This window comes from Thermoactinospora rubra, assembly GCF_002093975.1.
GTDB classification, from domain to species: domain Bacteria; phylum Actinomycetota; class Actinomycetes; order Streptosporangiales; family Streptosporangiaceae; genus Nonomuraea; species Nonomuraea rubra_A.
Map to the genome: position 1 here is coordinate 22482 of NZ_MSZZ01000051.1, position 24560 is coordinate 47041.

A 24560-nucleotide genomic window follows, 5' to 3' on the forward strand; every position below is an offset into this window, starting at 1 on the left:
TTATCGTGCACGTCTTCGCCGGGCAGGGAGACGCCAGCCGGTCGATGGCCCTGCTGTGGGGTCCGCCGCCCGAGCCGCGCAGGGCTCCCGGCCCACGGCCCACGCTGACGCTCGACGCGATCGTGGCCGCCGCGATCGAGGTGGCCGACGCCGGTTCCCTCGCCGGGCTGTCGATGCGCACCGTGGCCGAACGGCTGGGCTGCTCGTCGATGGCGCTGTACACGTACGTGCCCGGCAAGGCCGAACTGCTGGACCTGATGTACGACCGCGCCCACGCCGAGCTGCTCGGCGAGGCCCGCGAGTCGGGAACCTGGCGCGAGGCCGTCACCGCCTGGGCCCACGACCTGCGCGCCTTCTACCTCCGCCACCCCTGGGTGGTCCAGGTCTCCTACGCCCGTCCCGTCCTCGGCCCGAACGAGCAGGCCGTCCTCGAACGGCTCCTGGAGATCCTGGAGGGCGCGGGACTGCCCGCCAGGACGCTGCGCGGCGTGGTCAGCACGCTCTTCCACTACGTGCGCGGCAACGCCCAGACCGCCGCCGAGGCCCGCCAGGCCGCCTCCGCCACCGGCGTGCCCGACCAGCAATGGTGGATCGACCGCGCGTCCCGGCTCGCCAAGCTGGCGCCCGACTTCGCCGAGCGGTTCCCGCGCTCCGCGCGCCTGTCCCGGGAGACGTCCGGCATCGGCCATCCGGCCGCGATCGAAGACGTTTTCACCGTTGGCCTGGCCGTACTCCTGGACGGGATCGAAGCCGCGTCACGCTGAACCCCTTGCAACCGGAACTTCTGTCGGTTTTAGTCACTAGCGACAGGAGGGACGATGACCATCAAGAGTGATGCCAGCGACACCCGGCTGCGGGCCTGCGTGCCGTCCGCCGTCGTCAGGACGCTCCGCCAGGACATCGACCGGGTCTCCTGCGAGGTGCTCGAGGAGATCCAGAGCCGGATCCCCGAGTACGCCAGGCCCTCGGACGAGACCTACATCAAGGTCATCAGGACGGCGGTGGAGCAGGCCATCGACGGCTTCCTCGACAGGATCGAGAACCCGGACGCCGCCTGGGACCCCGAGCCGTTCCGCATGATCGGCAAGGGCGAGGCCGTCGAGGGCCGCAACCTGGAACCCCTGCAGACCGCGATGCGCCTGGGCGCCCGGGTCGGCTGGCGGCGGCTGACGGAGCTGGCCGAGCCGCTCGGGCTGTCGCCCCGGTCGCTGTACGACCTCGGCGAGGCCATCTTCGTCTACCTCGACGAGCTCGCCGACGCGGCGGCCGAGGGCTACCAGGAGGCCAGGGCGCACACCGCCGGAGAGATGGAAAGGCGCCGGCGTCGCCTGCTCGACCTGCTGCTCAGCCAGCCGCCCGCGTCGCCGGAGGCCGTCGCCGACGCGGCCAAGGCGGCGGGCTGGCGGCTGCCCAGGACCGTGGCCTGCGTGGCGCTGGACGACCCCGGCGGCTACCGCCCGCCCGTGCTGCACAACGACGTGCTGGTGGGTCTGGACCGCACCACGCCCTGCCTGCTGGTGCCCGACCCGGCCGGCCCCGGCCAGGCGCAGCTGCTCGACCACGCGCTGCGCGGCCGGCGGGCCGCCGTGGGCCCCGCCGTACCGCTCGCCGACGCCGCCTCGTCGCTGCGCTGGGCGTCGGAGGCGCTGGCGCTGGCCCGGCGGGGCGTCATCGAGGCCGGGCCCGGCCTGCTGCGCTGCTCGGAGCACATCGCCACGCTGATCGTGTTCAAGGACGAGGAGCTGGTCAACGCGCTGGCCGCCGTACGGCTCGCGCCGCTGGCCCACCTGCGGCCCAGCCAGCAGGACCGGCTCGCCGAGACGCTGCTGGCCTGGCTGCGGCACGGCAGGGGCGCGGGCGAGGTGGCCGCGCGGCTCCACGTCCACCCGCAGACCGTGCGCTACCGGCTGCGGCAGCTGGAGGAGTTGTACGGCGAGCAGCTCCACGACCCCGACATCCGCTTCGAGCTGGAGATCGTCCTGCGTCACCGGCAGGCTAGCGGAAAAGCCTGAGCCGCTCCTCCCCGATGCGCTCGCGCAGCGCGTGGTCCTCGACGCCCAGGTCCTCCCGGGGCGCGAGGCACAGCACGCCGACCTTGCCGACGTGCCGGTTGGTCTGGACGGCCCGCGCCGCCTCGCCGGTCCGATCGAGCGGGTACACCCTGGACAGGGCCGGGTGGATCATCCCGAGCGAGATCAGCCGGTTGACCTCGTGGCATTCCTGGTAGTTCGCGCCGTGCGAGCCGATGATGCGCTTGAGCCGCATCCACAGGTGGCGGTTGTCGTACTCGTGGGCGTAGCCGCTGGACGAGCCGCACGTGACCACCGCGCCGCCGCGCCGGGCGACGTAGACGGACGCGCCGAAGGTGTCCCTGCCGGTGTGCTCGAAGACGATCGCCGGGTCCTCCCCCACCAGCCGCCGGATCTCCGCGCCCAGCCGCCGCCAGGCCTTCTCGTCGCCGAGGTGCTCGAACTGCGAGCGGTCGACGGCGTGCTCGCATCCCAGGCGGCGCAGCAGCTCGGCCTTCTCCGGCGTGCCGACCACCCCGACCGGGATGCCGCCGCCGTTCCTGACCAGCTGCACGCCGTACGCGCCGAGCCCGCCGGTCGCGCCCCACAGCAGCACCACGTCGCCCTGCTTGAGCCGGGCGCCCCGCTCGGAGACCAGCATGCGGTAGGCGGTGGACGCGCACAGCATGTTGCACGCCGCCTCCTCCCAGCTCAGGTGCTTGGGCTTGGGCAGCAGCTGGGTGGCCTTGACCACGGCGAACTCGGCCAGGCCGCCGAAGTTGGTCTCGAAGCCCCACGCCCGCAGATCGGCGGCGAGCATGCCGTCGTGCTGGACGATCGGGTCCTGGGAGTCCAGGTGGGCGGGGCTGGTCACCACCCTGTCGCCGATCCGCCAGTGCCGTACGGCGGCGCCGGTCCTGACGATCACGCCGGAGGCGTCCGAGCCGAGCACGTGGGTGGGCAGGTCGTGGCGGGGGTCGGTGCGGCCCAGCCGTTCCAGGAAGGCGAAGCCGGGGATCGGCTCGAACATCGCCGACCAGACGGTGTTGAAGTTGATCGCGCTGGCCATGACGGCGATGAGCACCTCGTCGGGGGCGAGCTCCGGCATGGGCACCTCGCCGACGTGGATGGACCGGCGCACGTCCTTGTCCACGCCGCCGGTGCCGTGCGGGACCGGGCCGAACATGCCGACCTCGTCCTTGCGGAGGTAGGCGGCCCGGTAGGCCGACGGCACCGGGAGCGCGGCCAGCTCCCCGGGCTCGGCTCCCTCGATCACGGCCTGTGCCAGCGTCATAGGACCTCCCTCAAACGGCGTGCCAGCCGCTCCACGTGCGGCGGGTCGAGCAGGTTGAGATGGTGCGAGCCGGTGATCTCCACGACCTCCAGCCGGGGCGCGAACGGCCCGAACCCCCGGGCCGGATCGTCGCGGTGCCGGTAGCGGGCGTCCTCCACGGCCCACGGCGTGGGCTCGGTGGAGCGGAACAGGACGACCCTCCCCTGGTACGGCCCGGCCGCGTAGCTCTCCAGCGCGCGGGTGTCCTCGTGCGAGGTGATCTGGTGGCGCAGGATCGCCGGGCTGATCGCGCCCAGCACGCCCGACTCGGCGACGCGCGCCTCCGTCAGCGCGAGCTGGGCGGCCTCGTCCAGGGTGGCCAGCTCCTCGTAGGCGAGCTCGACGGTCACGTCGTAGGTCTCGCTCAGGTAGGCGGCGAAGGCGGCGTAGCGGCGGGCGTGGAGCAGGCGGCGCTCGCCCGGGGCGGCAGGCTCGGGGAGACCCGAGTCGATCATGGCGACCAGCTCCGCGCCGCCCAGCTGCCTGGCGAGCTCGAAGGCGAGGACCCCGCCGAAGGACCAGCCGCCCAGCCGGTACGGGCCCGGGCACAGCTCGCGGACCGCCTCGGCGTACCGGGCGGCGCGCTCGGGGATGCCCAGCTCGGCGCCGAGCACACCGACCTCCTCCAGCCGCTCCAGGCCGAACACCGGGACGTCGAGCCGGGCGGCCAGGAGGCCGTAGACGCCGGTCGTCCCGCCCGCGGGATGGGCGAGGAAGAGCGGCCTGTCCCGGCCGTTCCAGTCCCGGGCGGCGGCGTTGAGTGGCCTCACCACGCCCCGCTCGGCCTCGTCCTCGTCGGCGGCGCGCACCGCGTCGGCCAGGTCGGCGACCGTGCCCGACGCCCGGACGGGACGGCCCAGCTCGCGGCCCAGCGCGTCGAGGACGGGCTCCAGCAGCTCGGGCGGGACGGCCTCGGTGACGCCGGGCTCGCGGCCGAGCAGCCGCCCCAGCACCCGCACCACCTGCCGTTCCGCCGCGTCGCGCGGCCCGACCGGCCGCCCGGAAACGGCGCCGTCCCCAGGGCCGCCCACAGAGCCGCCCACCGGGCCAGCCGCAGGGCCGTCCACGGTGCCGTCCGCAGGGTCGGCCGCGATGCCCAGCTTGGCGGCGACCGCCCGCGCCAGCTCACCCAGCGTGCCGCCCCTGAGCAGCGGCGCCGTGGCGACCGTCACGCCGAAGTCGTGCTCGATCGTGCCGCGGAGCCGGGTCGCCGCCAGCGAGTCCAGCCCCAGCTCGGTCAGCACGCTGTCCTGGCCGAGCCACACCGCGTCGAACCCGAGCAGGGCCGCGGCGCGCTCGGTCAGCTTCGCGGCGACGACGGCCAGCGCCTCGTCCGGGCGCAGCTCCGACAGGTCCTGCCCGGCCTCCGGCGCGGCCTCGGCGACCAGGGAGAAGTACGGCATGCGCGCGATGCCAGGGAAGGCGGCCACGGCCCGGGCCGGGTCCAGCCGGACCACTCCGGCCGACATGCCGCGCTGGATCAGGGCCTCCAGCGCCTCGATGCCCTCCTCGGGCGTGAGCGGCTCCACCGCCGGGAGCGGGGCGGCGCCCAGCCACGTCCCCCAGCCGATGGAGATCGCGGGCAGGCCCTCCGCCCGGCGGCGCTCGCACAGCGCGTCGAGGAAGGCGTTGGCGGCGGCGTAGGCGGCCTGGCCGGGCGAGCCCAGCAGCCCGGCGGCCGAGGAGAAGGCGACCCACCAGTCCAGGTCGAGGTGCCTGGTCGCCTCGTGCAGGCGCAGGCCGCCGTCCACCTTGGGAGCCCACACGCGGCGCAGGCTCTCGGGATCGAGGTCGGCGACCAGCCTGTCGTCGAGCACGCCCGCCGCGTGGACCACGCCCCGCAGGCGCAGCCCGCCGGCGGTGGCCGCCTCGACCAGGCGCTCCGCCGTACCGGGACGGGCCAGGTCACCGGCGACCACCTCGACGGGCAGGCCCGCGAGGGCTCCGGGGTCGGCGGGACCGGAGCGGCCGTTGAGCACGATCCTCGTGGCGCCGCGCTCGGCCAGCCAGCGGGCGACCAGCAGGCCCAGCGAGCCGTACCCGCCGGTGATCAGGTAGGCGCCGGGCCCGGCCACCGGCCCGGGCAGGCGGACGGCGGACGGCGGCAGGTCCGCGCGGCCGAGGCGAGCGGAGGGTGGCAGGTCCAAGCGACGCAGGTTGGCGGGAGGCGGCAGGTCCGCGCGGCGGAGGCGGGCGGCGTAGCGGACGCCGTCGCGCCAGGCCACCTCGTCGTCGCCCGTGTCGCGCTCCCGGTCCAGCACACCGAGGTCATCGACGTCGACCAGGCGGATCCGCAGCTCGGGGTGCTCGAAGGCGAGCACGCGCACCAGCCCGCGCAGCGCGGCGGCGGGCCGCGCGGGCTCCCCGTCGAGCACCGCCTGGGCGTTCTGGGTCACGACCGTGACCCGCTCGCCGCGGGCGGCCCGGCAGGCGACGTCGAGGACGACCCGTTCCACGCCGGGCACGTCGAGGTCGCGGGGGACGACCATCATGGGGCCCGGGCCGTCGTCGCCGCGCGGCGGGGACGGGACCCAGACGCGCTCGACGAGCTTGTCCTCCAGGCGGACCGGCACGGGCGCGTGCGCCGTCTCGTCCACGACGACCGCCTCGGGGGCGAGCCCGCGGGCGAGGTCCGCCGAGCCGTACACCCGCCACACCCCGGCGGCGTCCTTGGCGCTCACCTCGACGCGGTCGCCCGCGAGCGTCACGCTCACCCGCGCGGGCAGCGGGAGGAGGGCGTGCAGGCGGACGCGGCAGGGGGCGGCGTCGCCGTACACCTCCCGCGCGGCGGCCCCGGCCAGCGTCTCGACGGCGGCGGCCGGCAGCACGGGATGCCCGTCGCGGTGCCAGCCCGCCGGATCCAGCCGCCACGGGAGGTCGGCCAGGTCGTCCAGCGTGGTCGTCCACGAGTGACCCGCCGGGGTCTCCACGTGGACGCCGAGGATCGGGTGCCCGGGGGTACGGCGGTGCGGGGCGGCCCAGTGGCGTGTATGCCGCCACGGTGAGCCCGGCATGTCGGCGACCCTGCCCCGGGTCCTGGGCGTGACCTGCGCCGCGACGGCCTCGAGCTGGGCGTGGAAGGCGTCCTCGTCCTCGCGCCGCATGGAGTGGGTCTCCAGGCCGAGCAGCGGATGGGGGCTGATCTCGGTGCGGAGGGTGAAGCCGTCCTCGGCGGCGGCCTGGAGGGCCTGCATGAGCCGGACCGGCCGCCGTACCCCGGCCGCCCAGTAGGCCGCCTCGAAGACGGGCGTCTCCCTGGGGTCCTCGAAGACCGTGGAGTAGTAGGGGATCTCCGGCTTGCCGGGGACGATGGCGGCCAGCTCCTCCCTGATCCGCGGAAGCAGCGGCTTGACCTGGGGCGAGTGCCCGGCGCCCTCGGCGGTGAGGGTCCTGGCGAACAGGCCGCGCGCCTCGACCCGGGCGGCGAAGCCCGCCACCCGGTGCGGGTCGCCGGTGACGACCGTGCGGCCGGGGGCCGAGTAGACGGCGACGTGGAGGTCGGAGGGCACCTCTGCGGCCGGGACCTCGACGACCGCCATGGCCCCTCCGCCGCCCAGGGTGCCCAGCAGCCGGGCCCGGCGGCACACCACCCGCACGCCGTCGGCCAGGCTCAGCCCGCCCGCCGTCACCGCGGCGGCCACCTCGCCCATCGAGTGGCCGATCACCGCGGCGGGCTCGATGCCGTAGGCGCGCCACAGGCGGGCGAGCGCCACCTGGACGGCGAAGATGGCGGGCTGGGCCTGGGCCACTCCCTTGGCGGGCGACCACGGGTCGATGCCGGCCTCGGCCTTCAGCAGCGGGGCGAGCTCGTCCATGGCCTCGCGGAAGGCGGGTTCGCGGTGGTAGAGGCGGCGCCCCATGCCGTTCCACTGCGAGCCGTACCCGCTGAAGACCCACACGGGACCGGCGCCGCCGGAGGGGCCGGGCCGTACGGCGCGCAGCTTGGCCGCGAGCTCGCCGGGGGTGGCGGCGACCACCGCGGCGGCGACCTTGCCCCGTCCGGCCCGCCGGGCCAGGGTGTGCGCCAGGTCGGCCATCGGCGTGCCGCCGTCCACCCACCCGGCCAGGACCTCCGCGTGGTCCCGCACCCGGTCGGCCGAGACGTCGGACAGGACGAAGACGTGCTTGGCGGTCCTCGGCGGCGGCTCCGGGGCCTGGGGAGGCGCGGCGTCCAAGACCACGTGCGCGTTGGTGCCGCCGAAGCCGAAGGACGACACGCCCGCGCGGGCGTCGCGGCGCGGCCAGGGCGTGGGCTCGGTGACGACCCGGAGGCGGTCCCAGGGCAGGTGCGGGTTGGGCGTGCGGAAGTGGATGCTCGGCGGGATGACGCCGTGGTGCAGGGCGAGCACGGTCTTGATGAGGCCCGTGACGCCCGCCGCCGCCTCCAGGTGCCCCAGGTTGGACTTGACCGACCCGATGAGCACCGGCTCGTCGAGCGCCCCGGCGATGGCCCGGCCCTCGATGGGGTCGCCCAGGAAGGTGCCGGTGCCGTGCGCCTCGATGTAGTCGGGCCCGCGCTCCAGCCCGCCGTACACCTCGCGCAGCAACGCCTCCTGCGCCTCCGGGTTGGGCGCGACGAGGCCGTTGGACCGGCCGTCCTGGTTGACCGCCGTGGCCCTGATCACCGCGAGCACCCGGTCGCCTTGCCGCAGCGCGTCCGACAGCCGCTTGAGGACGACGACCCCGCACCCCTCGGCGCGGACCATCCCGTCCGCCGAGGCGTCGAACGCCTTGCACCGCCCGTCCGGCGAGGTGCCGCCGCCCCGGTCGAAGGCCAGGGTGACGACCGGCGACAGCAGCAGGTTGACGCCCGCCGCCAGGGCCAGGTCGCTGTCGCCCGAGCGCAGGCTCGCCACCGCCAGGTGGGTGGCCACCAGCGAGGAGGAGCAGGCGGTGTCCACGGCCAGCGAGGGGCCGCGCAGGTCGAGCAGGTAGGACAGGCGGTTGGCCGCGATGCTGAACGCCGCCCCGGTCGCGGTCCAGGCGTCGATCCGGCGCGGGTCGGCCGTGGTCAGGTAGGCGTACTCGTTGGCGGAGATGCCGACGAAGACCCCGGTACGGCTGCCGCGCAGCGACCGTGGGGCGATGCCGCCGTGCTCCAGCGCCTCCCAGGCGGTCTCCAGCAGGATCCGCTGCTGGGGGTCCATCGCCCGCGCCTCGCCCGGCGCGATGCCGAAGAACTCGGCGTCGAAGCCGTCGATCCCCTCCAGGAAGCCGCCGTGCGGCGTGGCCTCCAGCCCCTCGCCGAACGCCTCCCACCGGCCCTCCGGCACCCGCCCGACCGCGTCGCGGCCGGACAGCAGCAGGTCCCACAGCTCGGCCGGGCCGTGCGCGCCCGGCACGCGGCAGCCGACGCCGACCACGGCGACCGGCTCCTCCGCGGCGGCCCGCCTCCCGGGCGCGGAGCGCTCCTCGATCCGGGACAGCGCGTGGGCCAGCCGGTTGATCGTGGGATGCTCCCACACCAGGGTCGGGCTCAACTGCCTGCCGAGCAGGTCGGCCAGTTCCCCGGCGAGGGACACGGCGTCGCGCGAGGACAGGCCGTACTCCTCCAGGGGACGGTCGGGATCGACTCCGGATTCACCTTCATCGGGGGAAATATCCGGTGAAGCGGAGCGCGCGGCGATTCTCCCAATTCTTCCCATGAGGAAGGTGCGGATCTCGGTTTCGCTCAGAACACCCACGAGTGCTCCCATGCTGCCGGGGTGATCGGCCAACCTACCCATTCACCCCGGTCAGGGGCAGATCCGCCGGAGCACATTCCGTGGCGCCGATTTGTCACCGCTGTGACAAGCACGGCGATATGCGCGGGGCGGCACATCGCTTTTGTCCGGCAAAGCGCATCCGCCATCGGAATTTCGTTGCCTCAGCTCATAGCCGTGGCTTCGCCGTACGGCCTAGCCTCCCCACACCCCGCGTCGTGCGAAGGGATGGATCATGCGTCGCGCCTTGCTGGCCGTGGTGACCGCGGTGGCCATGGGGCTCGCTCCCGCTCCCGCGCTCGCCGATCCGGACTGGGCGCTGGTGCCCGACGACGCTCCGGCGGCGGACGGGCAGCAGGGCCAAAGCGGGCGGCCCGCGAAGGGGAGCCCCGCGAGCGGGCGGTACGCGCCCTGGCGGCCCGCCCTGCCGGGGCCGGCCAGGGTCGTGAGCGAGCGCCGGCTCAGCGCCCGCGTGCTGGACGTCCTCGTCTCCTCGCCGTCGATCGGGCGGATGCTGCCCGTCCGGCTGCTGCTGCCCCGGGGCTGGTCCAAGAGCGCCAAGCGCACCTGGCCCGTGCTGTACCTGCTGCACGGCGGCGCCGACGACTACACCTCCTGGACGCGCATGACCGACGTCGAGGCCATGACCGAGAACGTCGGCGCGATCGTCGTCATGCCGGAGGCGGGACGGGCCGGGAACTACTCCGACTGGCACAACCGTGGCCGGGGCGGCCCGCCCAGGTGGGAGACGTTCCACACCTACGAGGTGCGGCGCCTGCTGGAGATCGGCTACCGCGCGGGCGCCCGGCGCGCCGTCGCGGGGCTGTCCATGGGCGCGTACGGGGCGATGAAGTACGCCGCCCGCCATCCCGGGATGTTCCGCTTCGTCGGCGCCTACAGCGGCATCATGGCCACCCAGCTGCCGGGCATCCCCGAGCTCATCATGAACGCGCAGGCCAGCGAGAAGCAGGACCCGCTGGCGCTGTGGGGCGACCCCCGGCGCGACAAGAAGGTGTGGAACGCCAACGACCCGCTCGCGCTCGCCCCGGGGCTGCGCGGGACGAGCATCTACATCTCCAGCGGGACCACCAGCTTCCACGGCCCGCTCGACCCTCCCGGCTCGCCGTGGCACCCCGCCCACCTGGGCGAGCCGGTCTCGGCCTACACCGCCAAGGCCCTCAGCCGGCGGCTGCGGAGCCTCGGCATCGCGCACACGCTGAACCTGTACGGCAACGGCACCCACACCTGGCCGTACTGGCGGCGGGAGTTCCAGAACTCCTTCCCGATGATCCTCGCGGCGCTGGGGCTGCCGGGCGGCGGCCCGGCCAAGGTCACGCACGAGCAGGACGACTGGCGCCTCGCGGGATGAACGCTACTTCCACTCCCAGACCTGGGCGCTGGTCTTCCCGCTGTCGTCCACCTCGAACTCGAAGACGCCGACGCATCCGTTGATCCGCGCGAACCGCTCCGACTCGCTGCGGTAGTAGATCGCGCCCCGCCAGGAGGAGCCGCCCCCGGCGCCCGTGATCCGGCCGATGCCCTGGCCCCGCCAGGTGACGACGTCGCCGTCGGCGCTCATCATGACGCCCTGGCCCTCGCCGAACAGCGTGCCGTCGGGACGCGGCACGGACGTGTAGGTCCCCATGTCGGTGATGTCGGTGTCGAGCACCCTGCCCTTGGCCTCGAACGACACCTCCACCGTGGGCGGCTGTCCCTCGGTGAACGGCAGCACCCGCGTCGAGGTGGCCTGTCCCTGCTCCTGCTCCAGAAGATCGCCCAGCATGACCGGCCCCCTTTCTCTGCGATTGGAATCCCCAGCGGCGATGCCCGGTCCCGCGTGACGCCAAGCGAGACTCCCGGCAACAGGTCGGTCAGGATTTCAGCCCCTTTGACCAGGTTTCTCCACGATGACGGATTCAAGACGCTCTCAGGCGGCCGAGCGTGTCCCTGATCCTCCCCGCCAGCTCGACCGCCTGCCCGCGATCCCACGGCAGGACGCCGTTCTCCGCCATGAGCGCGTGGTACTGCTGACGCTCGTACGGCACGCCGGGCGGCAGCGGGGCGATGTGCCAGTGGAGGTGCGCGTTGCCCTGCCGGCTGCCGAGCGAGAGCAGATAGGTCCGCTCGGTGGGAACCACGGCCTCCACCGCGAGCGCCACCTTGCGGATCACCCGCATCAGGCGCAGGAAGCACGCCTCGTCCAGGTCGCGGACGACGTGCTCGACGTGCCGCTTCGGAGCCACGATGACGTATCCCTTCAACGTGGGATATCTCGCCAGGAAGGCGATGTTCTCCCCGTCGTCGAAGACGATCTCCTCCAGGTCGTGGGCCGGATCGCCGGCGACGACGGCGCAGACGAAGCAGGGGCCGTTCCTGGAGCGCTCGACATAGGCCTCCAGATCGAACGGCACGCGGTCGCCGGCGGGATCGCCGACCCCGGTCATGAGCCGACCGCGATGCGCTGCTCGGCTTCCGTCCGCGCGTCGTACTCCGACCGCGCCCGCGCGATCTCCTGCTGGTGCGCCTCCGTCCAGTCCACCAGCGACTTGATGACCTCGTGCAGCGTCTCCCCCAGCGGCGTCAGGGTGTATTCCACCCGGGGCGGCACCACCGGGTAGACGGTCCGCCGGATCAGCCCGTCGCGCTCCAGGTGCCGCAGCGTCACGGTGAGCATGCGCTGGCTGACTCCGTCGATCTCCCGGCGCAGCTCCGAGAAGCGCATCGTCCGCCGGTCCAGCAGGGCGATGACGAGGAGCGACCACTTGTCGGCGACGCGGTCGAGGATCTGGCGGACCTCGCAGTCCTCCCGCTGGTCCCACTGGCGGACGTCGTAGTCGCCGGTTCCCTCGCAGTAACTCTGTGCCTTCGAAGTGCCGTCTTCCATGGCACAAGATACTGGGCCAGGATGCCTGTGGTTACAAGAAGGAACCCACGCATCTTTAGGAACCATATGACGACGACCGCTGTCCGCACCCGCATGACGACCCGCGAATGGAGCATGCTGTTCGTCCTCTGCGGGGCCATCTTCCTTGAAGGCATCAACGTCGCGATGCTCAACGTGGCGCTGCCCGCCATCCGCGCCGACCTGGGCCTGTCCACGGGCGAGCTGCAGTGGGTGATGAGCGCCTACGTCCTGGGCTACGGCGGCTTCATGCTGCTCGGCGGCCGGGCGGCCGACCTGTACGGGCGGCGCAGGATGTTCCTCGGCTGGCTGGCGGTCTTCATGGTCGTCTCCGCCCTCGGCGGCCTGGCGACCGAAGGCTGGCACCTCATCGCGGCGAGGTTCGCGGCCGGGGTGGCGGCGGCGGTCATGACCCCCGCCGGCCTGTCCATCATCACCACGAGCTTCGAGGAGGGCCCCGACCGCAACAAGGCGCTGCTCGTCTACTCGGGAACGGCCGCCGGCGGCTTCTCCCTCGGCCTCGTGCTGGGCGGCCTGCTCGCCATAGCCGACTGGCGCTGGGTGCTGTTCGCCCCGGCCGCCCTGTCCCTGGCGATCCTCGTCCCGGCCGTGTCCCTCATCCCGAAGCGCGACGAGGTGACCGGGGGCACGATGGACGTCGCCGGAGCCGTCACCGTCACCGCGGCGATCATGCTGCTGGTCTTCGGCGTCGAACGCGCCGCCCACGTCGGCGCGGGCTGGACCGCGCTGAGCATCGGGGGCGGGCTGGCCCTCCTGGCGCTGTTCGCCGCGATCGAGCGGCGCTCCCCCGCTCCCCTGGTACGGCTGGGCCTGCTCCGCTCCGCCCCGCTCGTCCGCGCCAACCTGGCCGGGCTGCTGTTCGCGGGGAGCTTCTTCGGCTTCCAGTTCGTCGCCGTGCTGTACCTTCAGGAGCTGCGCGGCTGGTCGAGCCTGGAGACGAGCCTGGCCATGCTCGCCATCGGCGCCGACGCCGTCCTGGCTCCGACGCTGACCCCCCGGCTGGTCGACCGGTACGGCAACGCCCGCGTGATCCTCGCCGGGCTGCTCCTGGCGGTCCTGTCCTACGCACTGTTCCTCCCGATCGGGGCGGACTGGCCGTACGCCCTCATGTTCCCCACGATGATCATCCTCGGCCTCGCCTTCGCCCTGGCGTACGGCCCGCTCACGATCGTGGGCACCGACGGCGTCGCCGAGCAGGAGCAGGGCCTGGCCGGCGGCCTGCTGTACACCTCGTTCCAGTTCGGCGCGGCGCTCGGGCTGTCGGCGACCACCGCGGTGCTGGTGGCCGCCTCCGCCTCCGGCGACCAGCTCGCCTCCTACCGCACCGCGCTCGCCGTGCCGCTCGCCGCCGCTTTGCTGGCCGCGCTCGTCTCCGTCACCAGGAGGGTTACGCGATGACCGACTTCGCCGAGATCAAGGCCGAGTTCGACGCCTACGTGGGCGCCATCGGCTACGCCACCATGGTCACCGTCGACGCCAAGGGACGGCCCAGGACCAGGATCCTCATTCCCGTCTGGGAGACGGTGGACGGCCGCCCGCTCGGCTGGCTGGCCACCTACCGGACCCCGGTCAAGGCCGCCCACCTGGCCGCCAACCCGCACACGAGCTTCTCCTACTGGAAGCCCGGCAACAACTCGGCCGCCGTCGACGCGACGGCCGAGTGGGTCGGCGACCTGGAGGTCAAGCGCCACGTGTGGGACCTCTACCGGCGCACCAGCCCGCCCGGCGCCGGTTACGACCTGGGCAGGTTCTGGCGCTCGCCGGCCGACCCCAAGCTGCACGTGCTGCGGCTGGAGCCGTACCGCATCCAGGTCATCCGCGGCCTGGACCTGCGCAGCCGCATCTGGAAGGCGTGAGGCCCCCTCACTCGGCGCGCAGGTAGACCTGGCCGAACACCTCCGCCAGCTTCTTCAGGTCGGTCGCGGCGTCCACCTCGGGCGTCGCCGGGTCGTAGATCGTGGCCAGGCGCGGCTTGACGGCCTGGAGCTTGCGCAGCTGCTCCCACGTCGCGTTGTCGGCCAGCTTCTCGCCCAGCACGCGGTTCACGGTGCCGTTGGCGTCCTGCCAGCGCGTCCACAGCAGCACGCTCTCGGCGGCGTCGGCCTGCAGCGGTGCGACGACCCGCTCGGCCAGCGTCTGGGTCGCCTGCTCGGCGGTCAGCTTGGACGAGCCGGGGGCGGTGAGCACGGCGTCCTCGGCGGCGATGTGGCCGAAGGCGTCCCAGGACCGGGCGCGGACCTCGATCCACTGGTTGCGCTGCGCCTTGACCGCGTCGATCTTCCAGGCGGCGTACTCGGTGGCCAGGTGCCCGTTGTCCAGGCCCAGCTGGTCGACGAGGCCGCGGGACAGGAAGCCGTCGAAGACGTCGGGGCTGAGCAGCGGGTACTTCTTGGTCAGCTCGGTCTTGCAGGCCTCCTCGGCGCCGCAGCCCAGCACGGGCAGCACGGTGTGGACGGCCAGCTTCCTGCCGGGGAGCGCCTGCCGCAGGGCCGCGGAGGTCTCGGTGACGAACTTCTCCAGCTCCTCGGGGCTGGTGAAGGTCTGGTTGTAGCCGAGCTGCGAGCTGAACCTGATCCCGACGACCCCCGGCTGGGCGGCCAGGGCGCCGACCCGCTTGACGGCCTCGGCGAGCTTGCCGGCCTTCCAGTCGTCGGCCAGCTCGGTGTCGATCCAGGTGCGCAGGCCCGTCTCGGCGGCCGTCTTGGCCTGCTGGCCCGCGGGCGTGGCGGCGGCCTTGGCCACCTCGGCCTGGGAGATCGGCCCGGGGTCGACCGCGCAGGTGCCGCTGCCGTCGGCGCACTCCGGCTTGCCGTCCTCCTCCTCGGCGCCCGGCACGTCGGGGTCGCCGTCGCCGCGGACCTCGCCGTCGCCCTCGCCCGGCAGGCAGGTGTTGGCGGGGTCGCGGCAGTCGATGCTCTCCATGGGCTCGGGCTTCGCGTCGATCATGTTCTGGCCGTCGTTCTGCAGCCAGAACATGGCGATGCGCTCGGCCTCCTCGGGGGTGGCCAGCCAGGTGCACACCACGTAGGAGGGGGTGCCGGGTGGAAGATCGCAGGGGCGTTCCGGCTGGGCCTGGGCCGCCGACGCGGGCACCACGATGCCGAGCATGCCCAGCACGAGTCCGGCGACGGCGATCTTCCGCTTTCTCATTCGCGCACTCCTGGGGGGGATCAAGGGGGCACCACGCACACTATCCGGACGATCTAGTTGCTTCAATGAGATCGACCGCATTGTTCACGCCGTCTTCCACACCAAGTTGTCTCCCGAGTTGCGCGGATTTTTCCTGACAATGCAGGACGGCCTGCCGGATCCTCGCCGCCAGCGCCCGCGCGGTCACCCTGGACACCGGCAACGGCCGCGGCCCCGCCCCCAGCGCCTCGACCCGGCGTCCCCAGAACGGCTGGTCGGAGAAGAACGGGCAGACCACGCTCGGCACGCCCGCCGCGAGGGCGGTCGCCGTGGTGCCCGCGCCGCCGTGGTGCACCACCGCGGCCACCAGCGGGAAGAGCCGGTCGTGCGGGACCTCGTCGACCAGCAGGAGGTCCTCGCCCGGCGCGGCGGGCAGCCCCTGGAGCACGGCGCGCATGCCGGCCAGCCGCAGCGCGCCCACGACCTGCTCGGCCAGCTCCTCGGTGACGGACATGCTGCCGAACCCGGCGAACAGGGGCGGCGGGCCGGCCCGGCAGAAGTCCTCGACGTGTTTGGGCAGGCCGCCGCCCGCCAGGCGCCAGGCGCCGGTGAGGTGGACGTGCCCGGGCCAGTCCCGCGGCCTGGGGACCACCAGCGGGCTGACCCCGCACAGCACCGGCACCCGATCCCGGCGGTCCAGCGCGAACGGGCTGCCGCGCAGCGGTCCGAGCCCCAGGACCCCGGCGCGCAGCCGGTTCGCCATGCCGCCGAGCAGCAGCCACGACAATCGCTCGACCAGCGCGTAGCTCGCCCTGTTGCCCAGCCGCCCCAGCGTCCTGGCGGGGATCAGGGGGTTGGGGAACTCGGTCGTGGGTTCGCTCGGCTGGAAGTGCATGATCGCGTACGGCATGCCGTACCGGTCGGACAGGTGCCGGCCGAGGGCGCCGAGCGCGGGGGCGAGGACGAGGTCGGCGTCCCGGCACGCGGCGTCGACCTCGGCCACCAGCTTCTCGGCCAGCGGCTCGACCACCGTCCGGAACCCGCGCACGAAGCCGAGGGGCCCGCTGCGCAGCCATGCCCTGCCTTCCTCGCTTTCGACGATGGCCACGGGATCGACGCTGACGGGCGCGTGCTCGATCCGGCCCGCCGCGCCGCCGACCGGCCCGCCGGATCGGCCGTCCACCGGCACGTCGCCGGGCCCGATCTTGGCGCGGGCCACCAGCTCGGCGTACCGCGAGGCGGCCACGACCACGACCTCGTGGCCCCGCCCGGCGAGCCCGCGGCCCAGCGCGACGCACGGCTGGGTGTCGCCCCGCGAGCCGAGCGCCACGATCGCCACCTTCACGGCGCGACCCACCTGGCCGAGGTCATGGCAGCGTCGCCAGGGTGACGACCGCCCCGGCCAGCACGAGCAGCGCGGCGGCCAGCAGGCCCAGGGCGTAGCCGTGGGCGAAGCTCCCGGCGGTGTGGACGATCACGCCGATGCCTACAATCCCGAAAAGTCCGGAAATCTCGCGACTCACGGTGAACACTCCCCCGGCCACGCCCGCCCGCCGCTCCGGCACGGCGCCCAGCACCGCCGACCCCAGCGGCATGGTCAGCGCCGAGCCCACCCCGATGAGGCACACCGAGGGAAGCAGCCGCGCGAAGCCGTCGCCCGGCCCGAGGAACGCCACCCCGGCCATGCCCGCGGCCACCAGCACGAGCCCCAGCGCCACCGTCCGCCCCGGCCCGAGCCGCCGCTCCACCGGCGGCGCCAGCGGTGTCACCAGCACCACCAGCAGGGCGAGCGGCACGAACGCCAGGCCGGACTCCGTCGGCGTGAAGCCCAGGACGCCTTGCAGGAACAGCGCGGTGTAGAAGAACACGCCGTTGACGCCGAGCCCCCACAGCACCTGGGCCAGCACGCCGCCGGTGAACGTCCGGGACCGGAACAGCGCGAGGTCCGCCGTCGGCTCCGGCGCCCGCCGCTCGGCCACCACGAACGCGACGGCTCCGGCCAGGCACGCCGCGCCCGCGACCACGATGGGCGGCGCGGCCCAGCCGTACCCGGGGCCGTGGATGAGCGCGAACGTCCCGGCGGCGAGCACCACGGCGGAGCTCAGCAGCCCCGCGACGTCCAGGCGCGCGGGCCTCCTGGCCGTCTCGGGCAGCGCGCCCGGCCCGAGCCCGAGGGCCAGCGCCCCCACGGGGACGTTGACGAGGAACACCCATGTCCAGTGGGCGTGCTGGCTCAGGTATCCGCCCACCACCGGCCCCAGCGCCAGGGCCGCCGCCCCGGCCGCCATCCACACCGCCACCCCCTGGGAACGTCCCCTGCCGTCCCTCCCGGCCAGGACGGCGAGCGTCGCGGGCAGCACTGCGGCGGCCCCCGCGCCCTGGAGGAGCCGGGTGGCGACGAGCGCCTCGACGGTGCGTGCCAGCCCGGCGGCCAGGGAGGCGGCGGTGAACAGGGCCAGCCCGGCGAGCAGCACGCGGCTGGCGCCGTAGACGTCCGCGAGCCGTCCCCCGGCCGGCATGAGCCCGGCGAAGGTCATGAGGTAGCCGGTCGACACCCACTCCAGGGCCGCGAGCGGCGCGCCGAGGTCCCGCTGGATGCTGGGCAGGGCGACGGTCACCACGGTGGTGTCGAGCGTGGTGACGAACCCGGCGAGGCCGACGACCACATACAGCGGCCACGCGCGGCCGCCGTGCCGGACAGGCCGGGCCGGAGCCGCCGCGGGCCGGGCGAGGCCGCTCACGGCTGCTGCTCCTGCTGCTCCTGCTGCTCCTCCGCCCAGACCCAGCCGTCGCCCGCCGCCTTGACCACCCGCGCCGGCCCGGGCGTGACCTTGATCCAGCCCGTCGTCGCGCGCTCGCGCCGGGCCTCGACGGCCGGGAGGCGGGAGCGGGGCGCCGCGGGGAGCCCGTAGGGAGGACGCCGGAACCCCGTCACCGGCGCCGCCGGTGCCGTCGGCGCCGCCGTTTCGGTCTGGACCAGGACGGGGTCGGTGTCGGCCCCGAAGACGGCCGGGCGGCCGTAGGCCGTGAGGGGCCGTGGCGCGGCGAGCGGGCCGGGCACGGTGAGCGGGCCGGGCACGGTGAGCGGGCCGGGCACGGTGAGCGGGCCGGGCGTGGTGAGGGGGCGGGGGGTGGCCTCCGGCGCCGCCGCCTCCACCGGCCGCCTGGCGATCGCGGCCGCCCCCGCGTGCTCCCGGATCTCCACGCGCCGGTGCAGCCCGCCCAGCCAGGCCGGCAGCCACCAGTTGGCCCGGCCCATCAGCCGCATGGCGGCCGGGACGAGCAGGGCACGCACCAGCGTGGCGTCGACCACGATGGCCACGAACATCCCGACCCCGAGGAGCTTGACGAGGGTGATCCCGGCCGTGGAGAAGGCCGCGATGACCACCAGCAGCAGCAGCGCCGCGCTCGTGATGATCCCGCCGGTGCGTTGCAGCCCCACGGCCACCGCCGCCGTGTTGTCCCGCGTGCGCAGCCACTCGGCCCGCACCCGCGACAGCAGGAACAGCTCGTAGTCCATCGACAGCCCGAACACCACGGCCAGGATCAGCACGGTGACCGTGGCCTCGATCGTGTGGGTGGGCGTGAAGCCGAGCACCGGGGCGAGGTGCCCGTCCTGGAAGGCCCAGACGATCACGCCGAAGGACGCGCCGATGGACAGCACGTTCATCAGCAGCGCCTTGACCGGCAGCAGCAGCGAGCCGAAGGCCGCGAACAGCAGCGCGAGCGTCACCCCGCCGACGAACAGCGCCATCCACGGCAGCCGGGCGCCGAGGCTGTCGAGCAGGTCGAGCTGGGCCGCCGTGGGGCCGCCCACGACCACGGCACGGAAGCCCGGCTCCGGCTCCATTGCCCGGATGAGCTCCACCAGCGAGCGCGTGCGGTCGTCCATGGGGTCCCAGGCGTAGCGGACGGCCAGCCGTACCGCGCCGTTGTCCTGGGAGAAGCCCGCGTAGTCGACGGCGGTGACGCCGTCGAGGCGTTCGAGGCGGGTGACGAACGGCTTGACGTCCACCGGCTCGACGGGCGCCACGAGCCGGGTGGTGCCCTGGCCGGCCGGTCCCGGCGTGGCGGGCCGTCCGGCGAAGTCGCGTTCGAGCAGGATGTGGACGTCGACGGCGGCCATGGCGTTCTTCGCGAAGTCGCGGTCGATCGCCTCGGCGACCTGCCTGCTCTCCACGGTCGCGGGCAGCACGCGGTGGTCGACGTTGCCGAAGTCGGCGCGCAGGAACGGCAGGGCCAGCGCGACGAGCACGGCGGAGACGCCGATCAGGTAGATCACCGGCCGCCGCATGACGCTGGAGGCCACCCGATGCCACAGCCCGCCGGAGAACCCGAAGTCGGGCAGCACCCGCAGCGCGTCGACCCGCCTGCCGAGCACGGCCAGCAGCGCGGGCAGGACGACCAGCGCCGACAGCATCGCGACCACGACGACGGCGGCGGCGCCGAGGCCGATGGAGCGCAGGAACATCTGCGGGAACAGCAGCAGCCCCAGCAGCGCGGTGGCCACGGTCAGGCCGGAGAAGGCGACGGTGCGGCCCGCGGTGGCCATGGTGGCGGCCACGGCGTCGGGTACGGCGGCGCCGCGCCGGATCTCCTCGCGGAAGGCGCTGAGCACGAACAGCGAGTAGTCGATCACCAGGCCCAGGCCGAGCATGGTGACGACGTTGAGAGAGAAGACCGAGACCTCGGTGACCTCGGTGAGCAGCCGGAGCAGCACGAGCGCGCCCAGCACCGACAGCAGGCCGACGACCAGGGGCAGCCCGGCGGCCACCAGGCTGCCGAAAACCACGACGAGCAGCACCAGCACCACCGGCATCGAGATGGCCTCCGCCTGGAGCAGGTCGGCGGCGGTCTGGTCGTTCAGCGCCTTCAGCAGCGGCACCGCGCCGCCGACCTTCACCTCCAGGCTGGGGATCGCGAGCCGGTGCTCGATGGCCGCGAAGGCCCGCTGCTTGGTCTGGGGGCCGCCGCGCAGGGTGATCAGGGCGTAGGTGGCGTGGCCGTCCTTGGACACCAGGGTCTCGGCCCGGCTGGTCCAGTAGGTGACGATCTTGGCGACGTGGCCGGCGGGCAGCCCGCGCAGCGCCTTGTGGACCGTGTTCCGGTAGCGGGGGTCGCTCACCTTGACGGACGGGTGGCGGTAGAGCACGACGACGTCGGGCGAGCTGCCGCCGTACCACTCCTCGCTCCACCGGGCCGCCGTGGTCGACTCGGCCGCGGGGTCCTCGAAGCCGCCGTCGGCCATCCTGCCGAACAGCTCCAGGCCGAAGGGCGCGACCAGCACGGCCACGGCCAGGCTGAGCGCCAGCACCGTCCAGCGGCCGCGGTAGACGACCCTGCCGAGCGACTCGAACACGGTCAGCCTCCCGGGAAGGCGCCCGCGAGATACGCCTCCCTGCAGGCGGCCCGGGCGATCTTCCCGCTGGAGGTGCGCGGGACGGCTCCGGCCTCGACGAGGCGGAAGTCGTGGAGTGAGACGTCGTGCGCGGCGGCGACGGCGGCCCGGACCCGGCGCGCCACCTCCTCGGCGGGGGCGGACGCGCCCCGGCGGGACCGCTCGGCGACGACCACGAGCCGCTCGGTGTCGCCGCCCGGGACGGCGAAGGCCGCGACGTGGTCCCTCCGCACCGCGTCGCTGGCCTCCTGGACGCTGGCCTCGATGTCCTGGGGATAGTGGTTGCGGCCGTCCACGATGATCAGGTCTTTGAGCCGTCCGGTGACGTAGAGCTCGCCCTCGTGGATCACGCCCAGGTCGCCGGTGCGCAGCCAGCCGCCGGCGAAGACCTCCTCGGTCCTGGCCGGGTCGCGCCAGTACCCCCGCGCGACGTTGGGGCCTTTGACCCAGATCTCGCCGACGTGCCCGTCGGGCAGCGGGGCGGCGCCGGGCCCGGCGACACGCAGGTCCTGCCCGTACGGCCGGCCGCACGACACCAGGCGGCTCCTGCGCCCCTCGCCGGAGTACGGCACGGCACGCCCCGCGCTCAGCGCCTCCCCCGAGAAGTCCGCCACCCGGGCCGGTTCGTCGCGTCCCGCGGCCGAGACGAACACGGTCGCCTCCGCGAGCCCGTAGGCCGGCGTGTGCGCCTCGGGACGCAGGCCGTAGGCCGCGAAGAAGCGGTTGAAGCGCTCGATCGTGGCGGGCCGGACCGGCTCGGCGCCGTTGAGCATGACCCGCACGCCCGACAGGTCCACCCCCGCCATGTCCTCGGGCGTCACCCGGGCGAGCGCGTACTCGTAGGCGAAGTTCGGCCCGCCCGTGTACACGTCGCCGGACTCGCCGAGCAGCTGGAACCATCGGGCCGGGCGCATGACGAACGCCACCGGGTCCATGAAGACCGCGTGGTTGCCGCCCACGATGGGCAGCGCGATGGTGGCGACCAGGCCCATGTCGTGGAAGAGCGGCAGCCACAGCGCCAGCGACGAGGCGCGCGGCGTGCCGCGGAAGGCGGAGTACAGCTGCTCGGCGTTGGCCGCCAGGTTCGCGTGGGTGATCTCCACGCCGGCCGGCGCCCTGGTCGACCCGGAGGTGTACTGCAGGTAGGCCAGGTCGGACGGCTGCGGCGGCGGGGACTCCCACTCGTCGGCCAGCAGGTCGGAGACCGCGTCGACGAGGACGACCTCCTTGGGCGCGGGCGCGGTGGCCAGGAAGCCGTCGAGGTCGGCCGAGGAGACCGTGAGCACGACGGTGGGGTCGGCGTCGGCGTAGGCGCGAGCCAGCCGGTCCGCGTGGCCGGGCAGGTCCGGGGAGAACAGCGGCACGGCCACGACGCCCGAGTAGAGGCAGCCGAGCATCGCCACGACGTAGGGCAGCCCGGACGGCGCCATGATCGCCGCCCGGTCGCCGGGCCGGGCCGTCTCGCGCAGCCGTACCGCCAGCGCGCACGCCTTGAGGTGCGCCTGCCGCCAGGTGAGCGTCCGCCGGGAGCCGTCCCCCAGGTAGTCGGCGAACGTGTACGCCGGAGCGTCCGGGATCTCCCGGGCCCACCGCGCCACCCGCTGTGTCAGGATGCTCACGAACCAGCAAAGTACGGCACGAGATCCCGCGGGTCTTGCCATCCACCCGCATCATTCGCTTTCCGCACTTGTCATCCGGCGATAAAGGAGTTGCCCAGGCCGGAAGAATGGGACAGGTGAGCAGCTTCCGCCGGGACCTCGGCCTTCTCAGGGATCGCCAGTTCGCCCTCCTGCTCACCGCCAGGACGATCTCCATGCTCGGCAGCTCCTTCACGCCGGTCGCCCTGGCCTTCGGCATCCTCGACCTGCCGGGCGCCACCGGCACGACGCTGTCGGTGGTGCTGACCGCGGAGTCCCTGCCGACCGTGCTGTTCATGCTCGTGGGCGGCGTCATCGCCGACCGGATGCCCCGCCAGCGGGTGCTGATGGCCTCGGAGATCACCAACGCCGTCGCCTTCGCCGGCATGGCGGCGATGCTGCTCACCGGCTGGACGCCGCTGCCCGCGCTGGCGCTGGCCGCCGCGGTGAGCGGCACCGCCATCGCGCTGGTGTGGCCGGCGCTCACCGGCATCATCCCGGAGGTCGTGCCGGCCGACCGGCTGCAGGCCGGCAACGCCCTGCTGGGCCTGGGGGTGAACTCCGCGCGCATCGCCGGCTCGGTGCTGGGCGGCGGGGCCGTGGTGGTGCTGGGCGGCGGCTGGGCGCTGGCGGTGAGCGCCGCGATGTTCGCCGCGGCGGCCGGGTGCGTCGCGCGGTTGAAGCTCAAGCCCGCCGGGCGGGTGGCGGCCGGATCGGTGCTCAAGGACCTGCAGGAAGGCTGGCGCGAGTTCAGCTCGCGCCAGTGGCTGTGGGTGGTGGTCGCGCAGTTCTCGATCCTGGTCATGGCCATGCAGGCGGCCCATGGCGTGCTGGGCCCGCTCGTGGCCAAGAGCGAGCTGGGCGGCGCGGCGGCCTGGTCGGCCGTGCTGGCCGGCGAGGCGGTCGGCACGATCACCGGGGTCCTGCTGGCGATGCGGCTGCGGCCGAGCCGCCCGATCTTCCTGGGCACGCTGCTGATGGTCCCGACGGCCCTGCCGTACCTGCTGCTGGGGCTGAGCGCGCCGCTGTGGAGCGTGGTGGCGGGGTCGTTCCTGCTCGGGGTCTGCTTCGACGTGTTCGCCGTGCTGTGGCAGACGACCATGCAGCGGGAGGTCCCGCCGGAGTCGCTGTCGCGGGTCAGCTCCTACGACGCGCTCGGCTCGCTGATGTTCGGCCCGATCGGGCTGATGCTGGCCGGTCCGGTGGCGGGCGTCACGGGGCCGAAGCCGGCGCTGATCGGCTGCGCGGCCATCGTGACGGGCGTCTCGCTGCTCGCCCTGCTCGCCCCCGGCGTGCGCGGGCTCAGGGCCCCGGCGTCAGGCTGACGTGCGCCCGCTGGTGCGCAGGCCGCGGGACGGCTTGCGCTCGTGCAGGCCGAACCGCGGCTCGGGCGCGTGATCGCCCTCCAGGATCCCCGCCACGTACTCCGCCAGCGCGGGAGCGTGCTTGAACCCGTGCCCGGAGTCGCCGCCGAGCAGCCAGACGCCGGGCGAGACCTCGTGGACGACCCATTCGGCGTCGGGCGTCAGCGCGTACTGGCAGACCTGGGTGAACAGCAGCGACGCATCCCGCAGCGAGGGGAACCGGCGCGCCAGGTACGCCCTGGCGAGGTCCACGCTGTCCTGGTCGATCTGCCGGGAGCCGGTCTCGGGCTCGTACGGCCGGCCCTCGGCGTCGCACGTGGCCTTCATGCCGACGCCGTCCACGTCGCCGTGGCCGTACATGGAGGCGTCGTAGTCCACCCAGGCGGGCATGCCGGGCGTGGACCACGCGGCGGGCACCCGGAAGTGCAGCGTGTCCTGCTTGGTCACGGTGACCGGGACCGGGAACAGCTCGGGCAGCCAGGCCCCGCACGCCCACACGACCCGGTCGGCGCGCAGCACCTCGCCGTCCACCGAGACCGCCTCGCCGTACGGCACGGCCCTGCCCCGCACCAGCCGCGCCCCGGACTGGACGGCCAGCCGCGCCGTGACCTGCGTGGCGCGCCTGGCCCTGATGACGCCCGCGTGCGGCTCCCACAGCAGGAAGGCCAGGCCGTCGCCGGCGAAGTCGGGGAAGAAGCGGCGGCCCTCGGCGGGGTCCAGCACCTCGTGCGGGATGTCCAGCTCACCCAGCACCCGGGCGCTGGCGTGCTCCCACCCCTCGGCCCGCTGCGCCAGCCACAGCATGCCCGCCTCGTGGTAGAGCTCCTCGCCGGCGCGCTCGCCCAGCCTGCGCCAGCCTTCCCGGGCGCGCCAGGCCAGCTTCGGGTACCAGTCGTCTGTTCCGTGCGCGCAGCGCAGCAGCCGCGTCTCGCCCGCGCTCGCCTGCCGTACGTGACCCGGGGTGTGCTGCTCGACCAGCGTCACGCGCCACCCGGTGTCGGCCAGCCGCAACGCCAGCGACGAGCCCCAGATCCCCGCTCCTACCACGATGACCGATTTCATGGC

Annotated in this window: 17 protein-coding genes; 6 read left to right on the top strand and 11 right to left on the bottom strand. The window is 74.0% G+C overall.

Annotated features, from left to right (window positions below):
- Nucleotides 1–5: 5 nt before the first annotated feature.
- Together BSB02_RS31310 and BSB02_RS31315 are read left to right on the top strand one after the other, a co-directional pair.
- Complete coding sequence (locus BSB02_RS31310; protein WP_084964462.1) at nt 6–764, top strand: TetR/AcrR family transcriptional regulator C-terminal domain-containing protein; 759 nt, start codon at nt 6–8, stop codon at nt 762–764.
- Between the two features lie 54 nt (nt 765–818).
- Nucleotides 819–2012: a PucR-like N-terminal domain-containing protein gene (locus tag BSB02_RS31315; RefSeq protein ID WP_240506795.1), complete on the top strand. Its 1194-nt coding sequence runs from the start codon at nt 819–821 to the stop codon at nt 2010–2012.
- On the opposite strand, the gene ccrA is transcribed toward BSB02_RS31315, so the two are convergent.
- Nucleotides 1996–3303, bottom strand: a complete 1308-nt coding sequence (ccrA, locus tag BSB02_RS31320) for a crotonyl-CoA carboxylase/reductase (RefSeq protein ID WP_084964464.1) — start codon at nt 3301–3303, stop codon at nt 1996–1998. The genes BSB02_RS31315 and ccrA overlap by 17 nt on opposite strands.
- A complete protein-coding gene (locus tag BSB02_RS31325) occupies nt 3300–9026 on the bottom strand; it encodes a type I polyketide synthase (RefSeq protein WP_240506797.1) in 5727 nt (1908 codons plus the stop codon). Before BSB02_RS31325 ends, ccrA begins: the two co-directional genes overlap by 4 nt.
- A gap of 253 nt (nt 9027–9279) precedes the next feature.
- Between BSB02_RS31325 and BSB02_RS31330 the strand changes: the two genes are divergently transcribed.
- Nucleotides 9280–10413 (top strand): alpha/beta hydrolase, encoded by a 1134-nt coding sequence (locus BSB02_RS31330; protein ID WP_084964465.1) that lies wholly within the window; start codon nt 9280–9282, stop codon nt 10411–10413.
- Between the two features lie 3 nt (nt 10414–10416).
- Here BSB02_RS31330 and BSB02_RS31335 read toward each other — a convergent pair whose 3' ends face one another.
- The 3 genes from BSB02_RS31335 to BSB02_RS31345 all read right to left on the bottom strand — a co-directional run bounded on the left by BSB02_RS31335 (nt 10417) and on the right by BSB02_RS31345 (nt 11928).
- Nucleotides 10417–10827, bottom strand: coding sequence for a hypothetical protein (locus BSB02_RS31335; protein WP_084964467.1), 411 nt, complete (start codon nt 10825–10827; stop codon nt 10417–10419).
- 133 nt (nt 10828–10960) lie between these two features.
- Nucleotides 10961–11488 carry an HIT family protein gene (locus BSB02_RS31340; RefSeq protein ID WP_084964469.1) on the bottom strand — a complete coding sequence of 176 codons (528 nt, stop codon included), beginning with the start codon at nt 11486–11488 and terminating at the stop codon, nt 10961–10963.
- Complete coding sequence (locus BSB02_RS31345) at nt 11485–11928, bottom strand: winged helix-turn-helix transcriptional regulator (protein WP_084964471.1); 444 nt, start codon at nt 11926–11928, stop codon at nt 11485–11487. The genes BSB02_RS31340 and BSB02_RS31345 overlap by 4 nt, the downstream gene beginning before the upstream one ends.
- Nucleotides 11929–11994: 66 nt before the next feature.
- Between BSB02_RS31345 and BSB02_RS31350 the strand changes: the two genes are divergently transcribed.
- Entirely contained in the window at nt 11995–13365 is a 1371-nt protein-coding gene (locus BSB02_RS31350) for an MFS transporter (protein ID WP_084964473.1), read from the top strand.
- Nucleotides 13362–13823, top strand: coding sequence for a pyridoxamine 5'-phosphate oxidase family protein (locus tag BSB02_RS31355; protein ID WP_084964475.1), 462 nt, complete (start codon nt 13362–13364; stop codon nt 13821–13823). Before BSB02_RS31350 ends, BSB02_RS31355 begins: the two co-directional genes overlap by 4 nt.
- Nucleotides 13824–13830: 7 nt before the next feature.
- Here the strand turns inward: BSB02_RS31355 and BSB02_RS31360 are convergent, their stop codons facing one another.
- The 5 genes from BSB02_RS31360 to BSB02_RS31380 are packed head-to-tail and all read right to left on the bottom strand — an operon-like array spanning nt 13831 to nt 22113.
- Nucleotides 13831–15117: a hypothetical protein gene (locus BSB02_RS31360; protein WP_084964477.1), complete on the bottom strand. Its 1287-nt coding sequence runs from the start codon at nt 15115–15117 to the stop codon at nt 13831–13833.
- Nucleotides 15118–15157: 40 nt separating this feature from the next.
- Entirely contained in the window at nt 15158–16441 is a 1284-nt protein-coding gene (locus BSB02_RS31365) for a glycosyltransferase (RefSeq protein ID WP_084964479.1), read from the bottom strand.
- Between the two features lie 22 nt (nt 16442–16463).
- Nucleotides 16464–17837 (bottom strand): MFS transporter, encoded by a 1374-nt coding sequence (locus BSB02_RS31370; RefSeq protein ID WP_084964481.1) that lies wholly within the window; start codon nt 17835–17837, stop codon nt 16464–16466.
- On the bottom strand, nt 17834–20455 hold the full coding sequence (locus BSB02_RS31375) for an MMPL family transporter (RefSeq protein ID WP_143591377.1): 2622 nt from the start codon (nt 20453–20455) through the stop codon (nt 17834–17836). The genes BSB02_RS31370 and BSB02_RS31375 overlap by 4 nt, the downstream gene beginning before the upstream one ends.
- Nucleotides 20456–20457: 2 nt before the next feature.
- Entirely contained in the window at nt 20458–22113 is a 1656-nt protein-coding gene (locus BSB02_RS31380; protein ID WP_240506799.1) for a fatty acyl-AMP ligase, read from the bottom strand.
- Between the two features lie 107 nt (nt 22114–22220).
- On the opposite strand from BSB02_RS31380, the gene BSB02_RS31385 reads away from it, so the two are divergent.
- Nucleotides 22221–23456 carry an MFS transporter gene (locus BSB02_RS31385; RefSeq protein WP_084964485.1) on the top strand — a complete coding sequence of 412 codons (1236 nt, stop codon included), beginning with the start codon at nt 22221–22223 and terminating at the stop codon, nt 23454–23456.
- Here the strand turns inward: BSB02_RS31385 and BSB02_RS40775 are convergent.
- On the bottom strand, nt 23448–24557 hold the full coding sequence (locus BSB02_RS40775) for an NAD(P)/FAD-dependent oxidoreductase (RefSeq protein ID WP_158088777.1): 1110 nt from the start codon (nt 24555–24557) through the stop codon (nt 23448–23450). The two genes, BSB02_RS31385 and BSB02_RS40775, sit on opposite strands and share 9 nt — an antisense overlap.
- Between the last annotated feature and the right edge of the window lie 3 nt (nt 24558–24560).

Coding starts and splice junctions, on each gene's coding strand:
- BSB02_RS31315 (WP_240506795.1), top strand. CDS start 819: ATGACCATCAAGAGTGATGCCAGCGACACCCGGCTGCGGGCCTGCGTG.
- ccrA (WP_084964464.1), bottom strand. CDS start 3,303: ATGACGCTGGCACAGGCCGTGATCGAGGGAGCCGAGCCCGGGGAGCTG.
- BSB02_RS31330 (WP_084964465.1), top strand. CDS start 9,280: ATGCGTCGCGCCTTGCTGGCCGTGGTGACCGCGGTGGCCATGGGGCTC.
- BSB02_RS31335 (WP_084964467.1), bottom strand. CDS start 10,827: ATGCTGGGCGATCTTCTGGAGCAGGAGCAGGGACAGGCCACCTCGACG.
- BSB02_RS31340 (WP_084964469.1), bottom strand. CDS start 11,488: ATGACCGGGGTCGGCGATCCCGCCGGCGACCGCGTGCCGTTCGATCTG.
- BSB02_RS31345 (WP_084964471.1), bottom strand. CDS start 11,928: ATGGAAGACGGCACTTCGAAGGCACAGAGTTACTGCGAGGGAACCGGC.
- BSB02_RS31350 (WP_084964473.1), top strand. CDS start 11,995: ATGACGACGACCGCTGTCCGCACCCGCATGACGACCCGCGAATGGAGC.
- BSB02_RS31355 (WP_084964475.1), top strand. CDS start 13,362: ATGACCGACTTCGCCGAGATCAAGGCCGAGTTCGACGCCTACGTGGGC.
- BSB02_RS31360 (WP_084964477.1), bottom strand. CDS start 15,117: ATGAGAAAGCGGAAGATCGCCGTCGCCGGACTCGTGCTGGGCATGCTC.
- BSB02_RS31385 (WP_084964485.1), top strand. CDS start 22,221: ATGGGACAGGTGAGCAGCTTCCGCCGGGACCTCGGCCTTCTCAGGGAT.
- BSB02_RS40775 (WP_158088777.1), bottom strand. CDS start 24,557: ATGAAATCGGTCATCGTGGTAGGAGCGGGGATCTGGGGCTCGTCGCTG.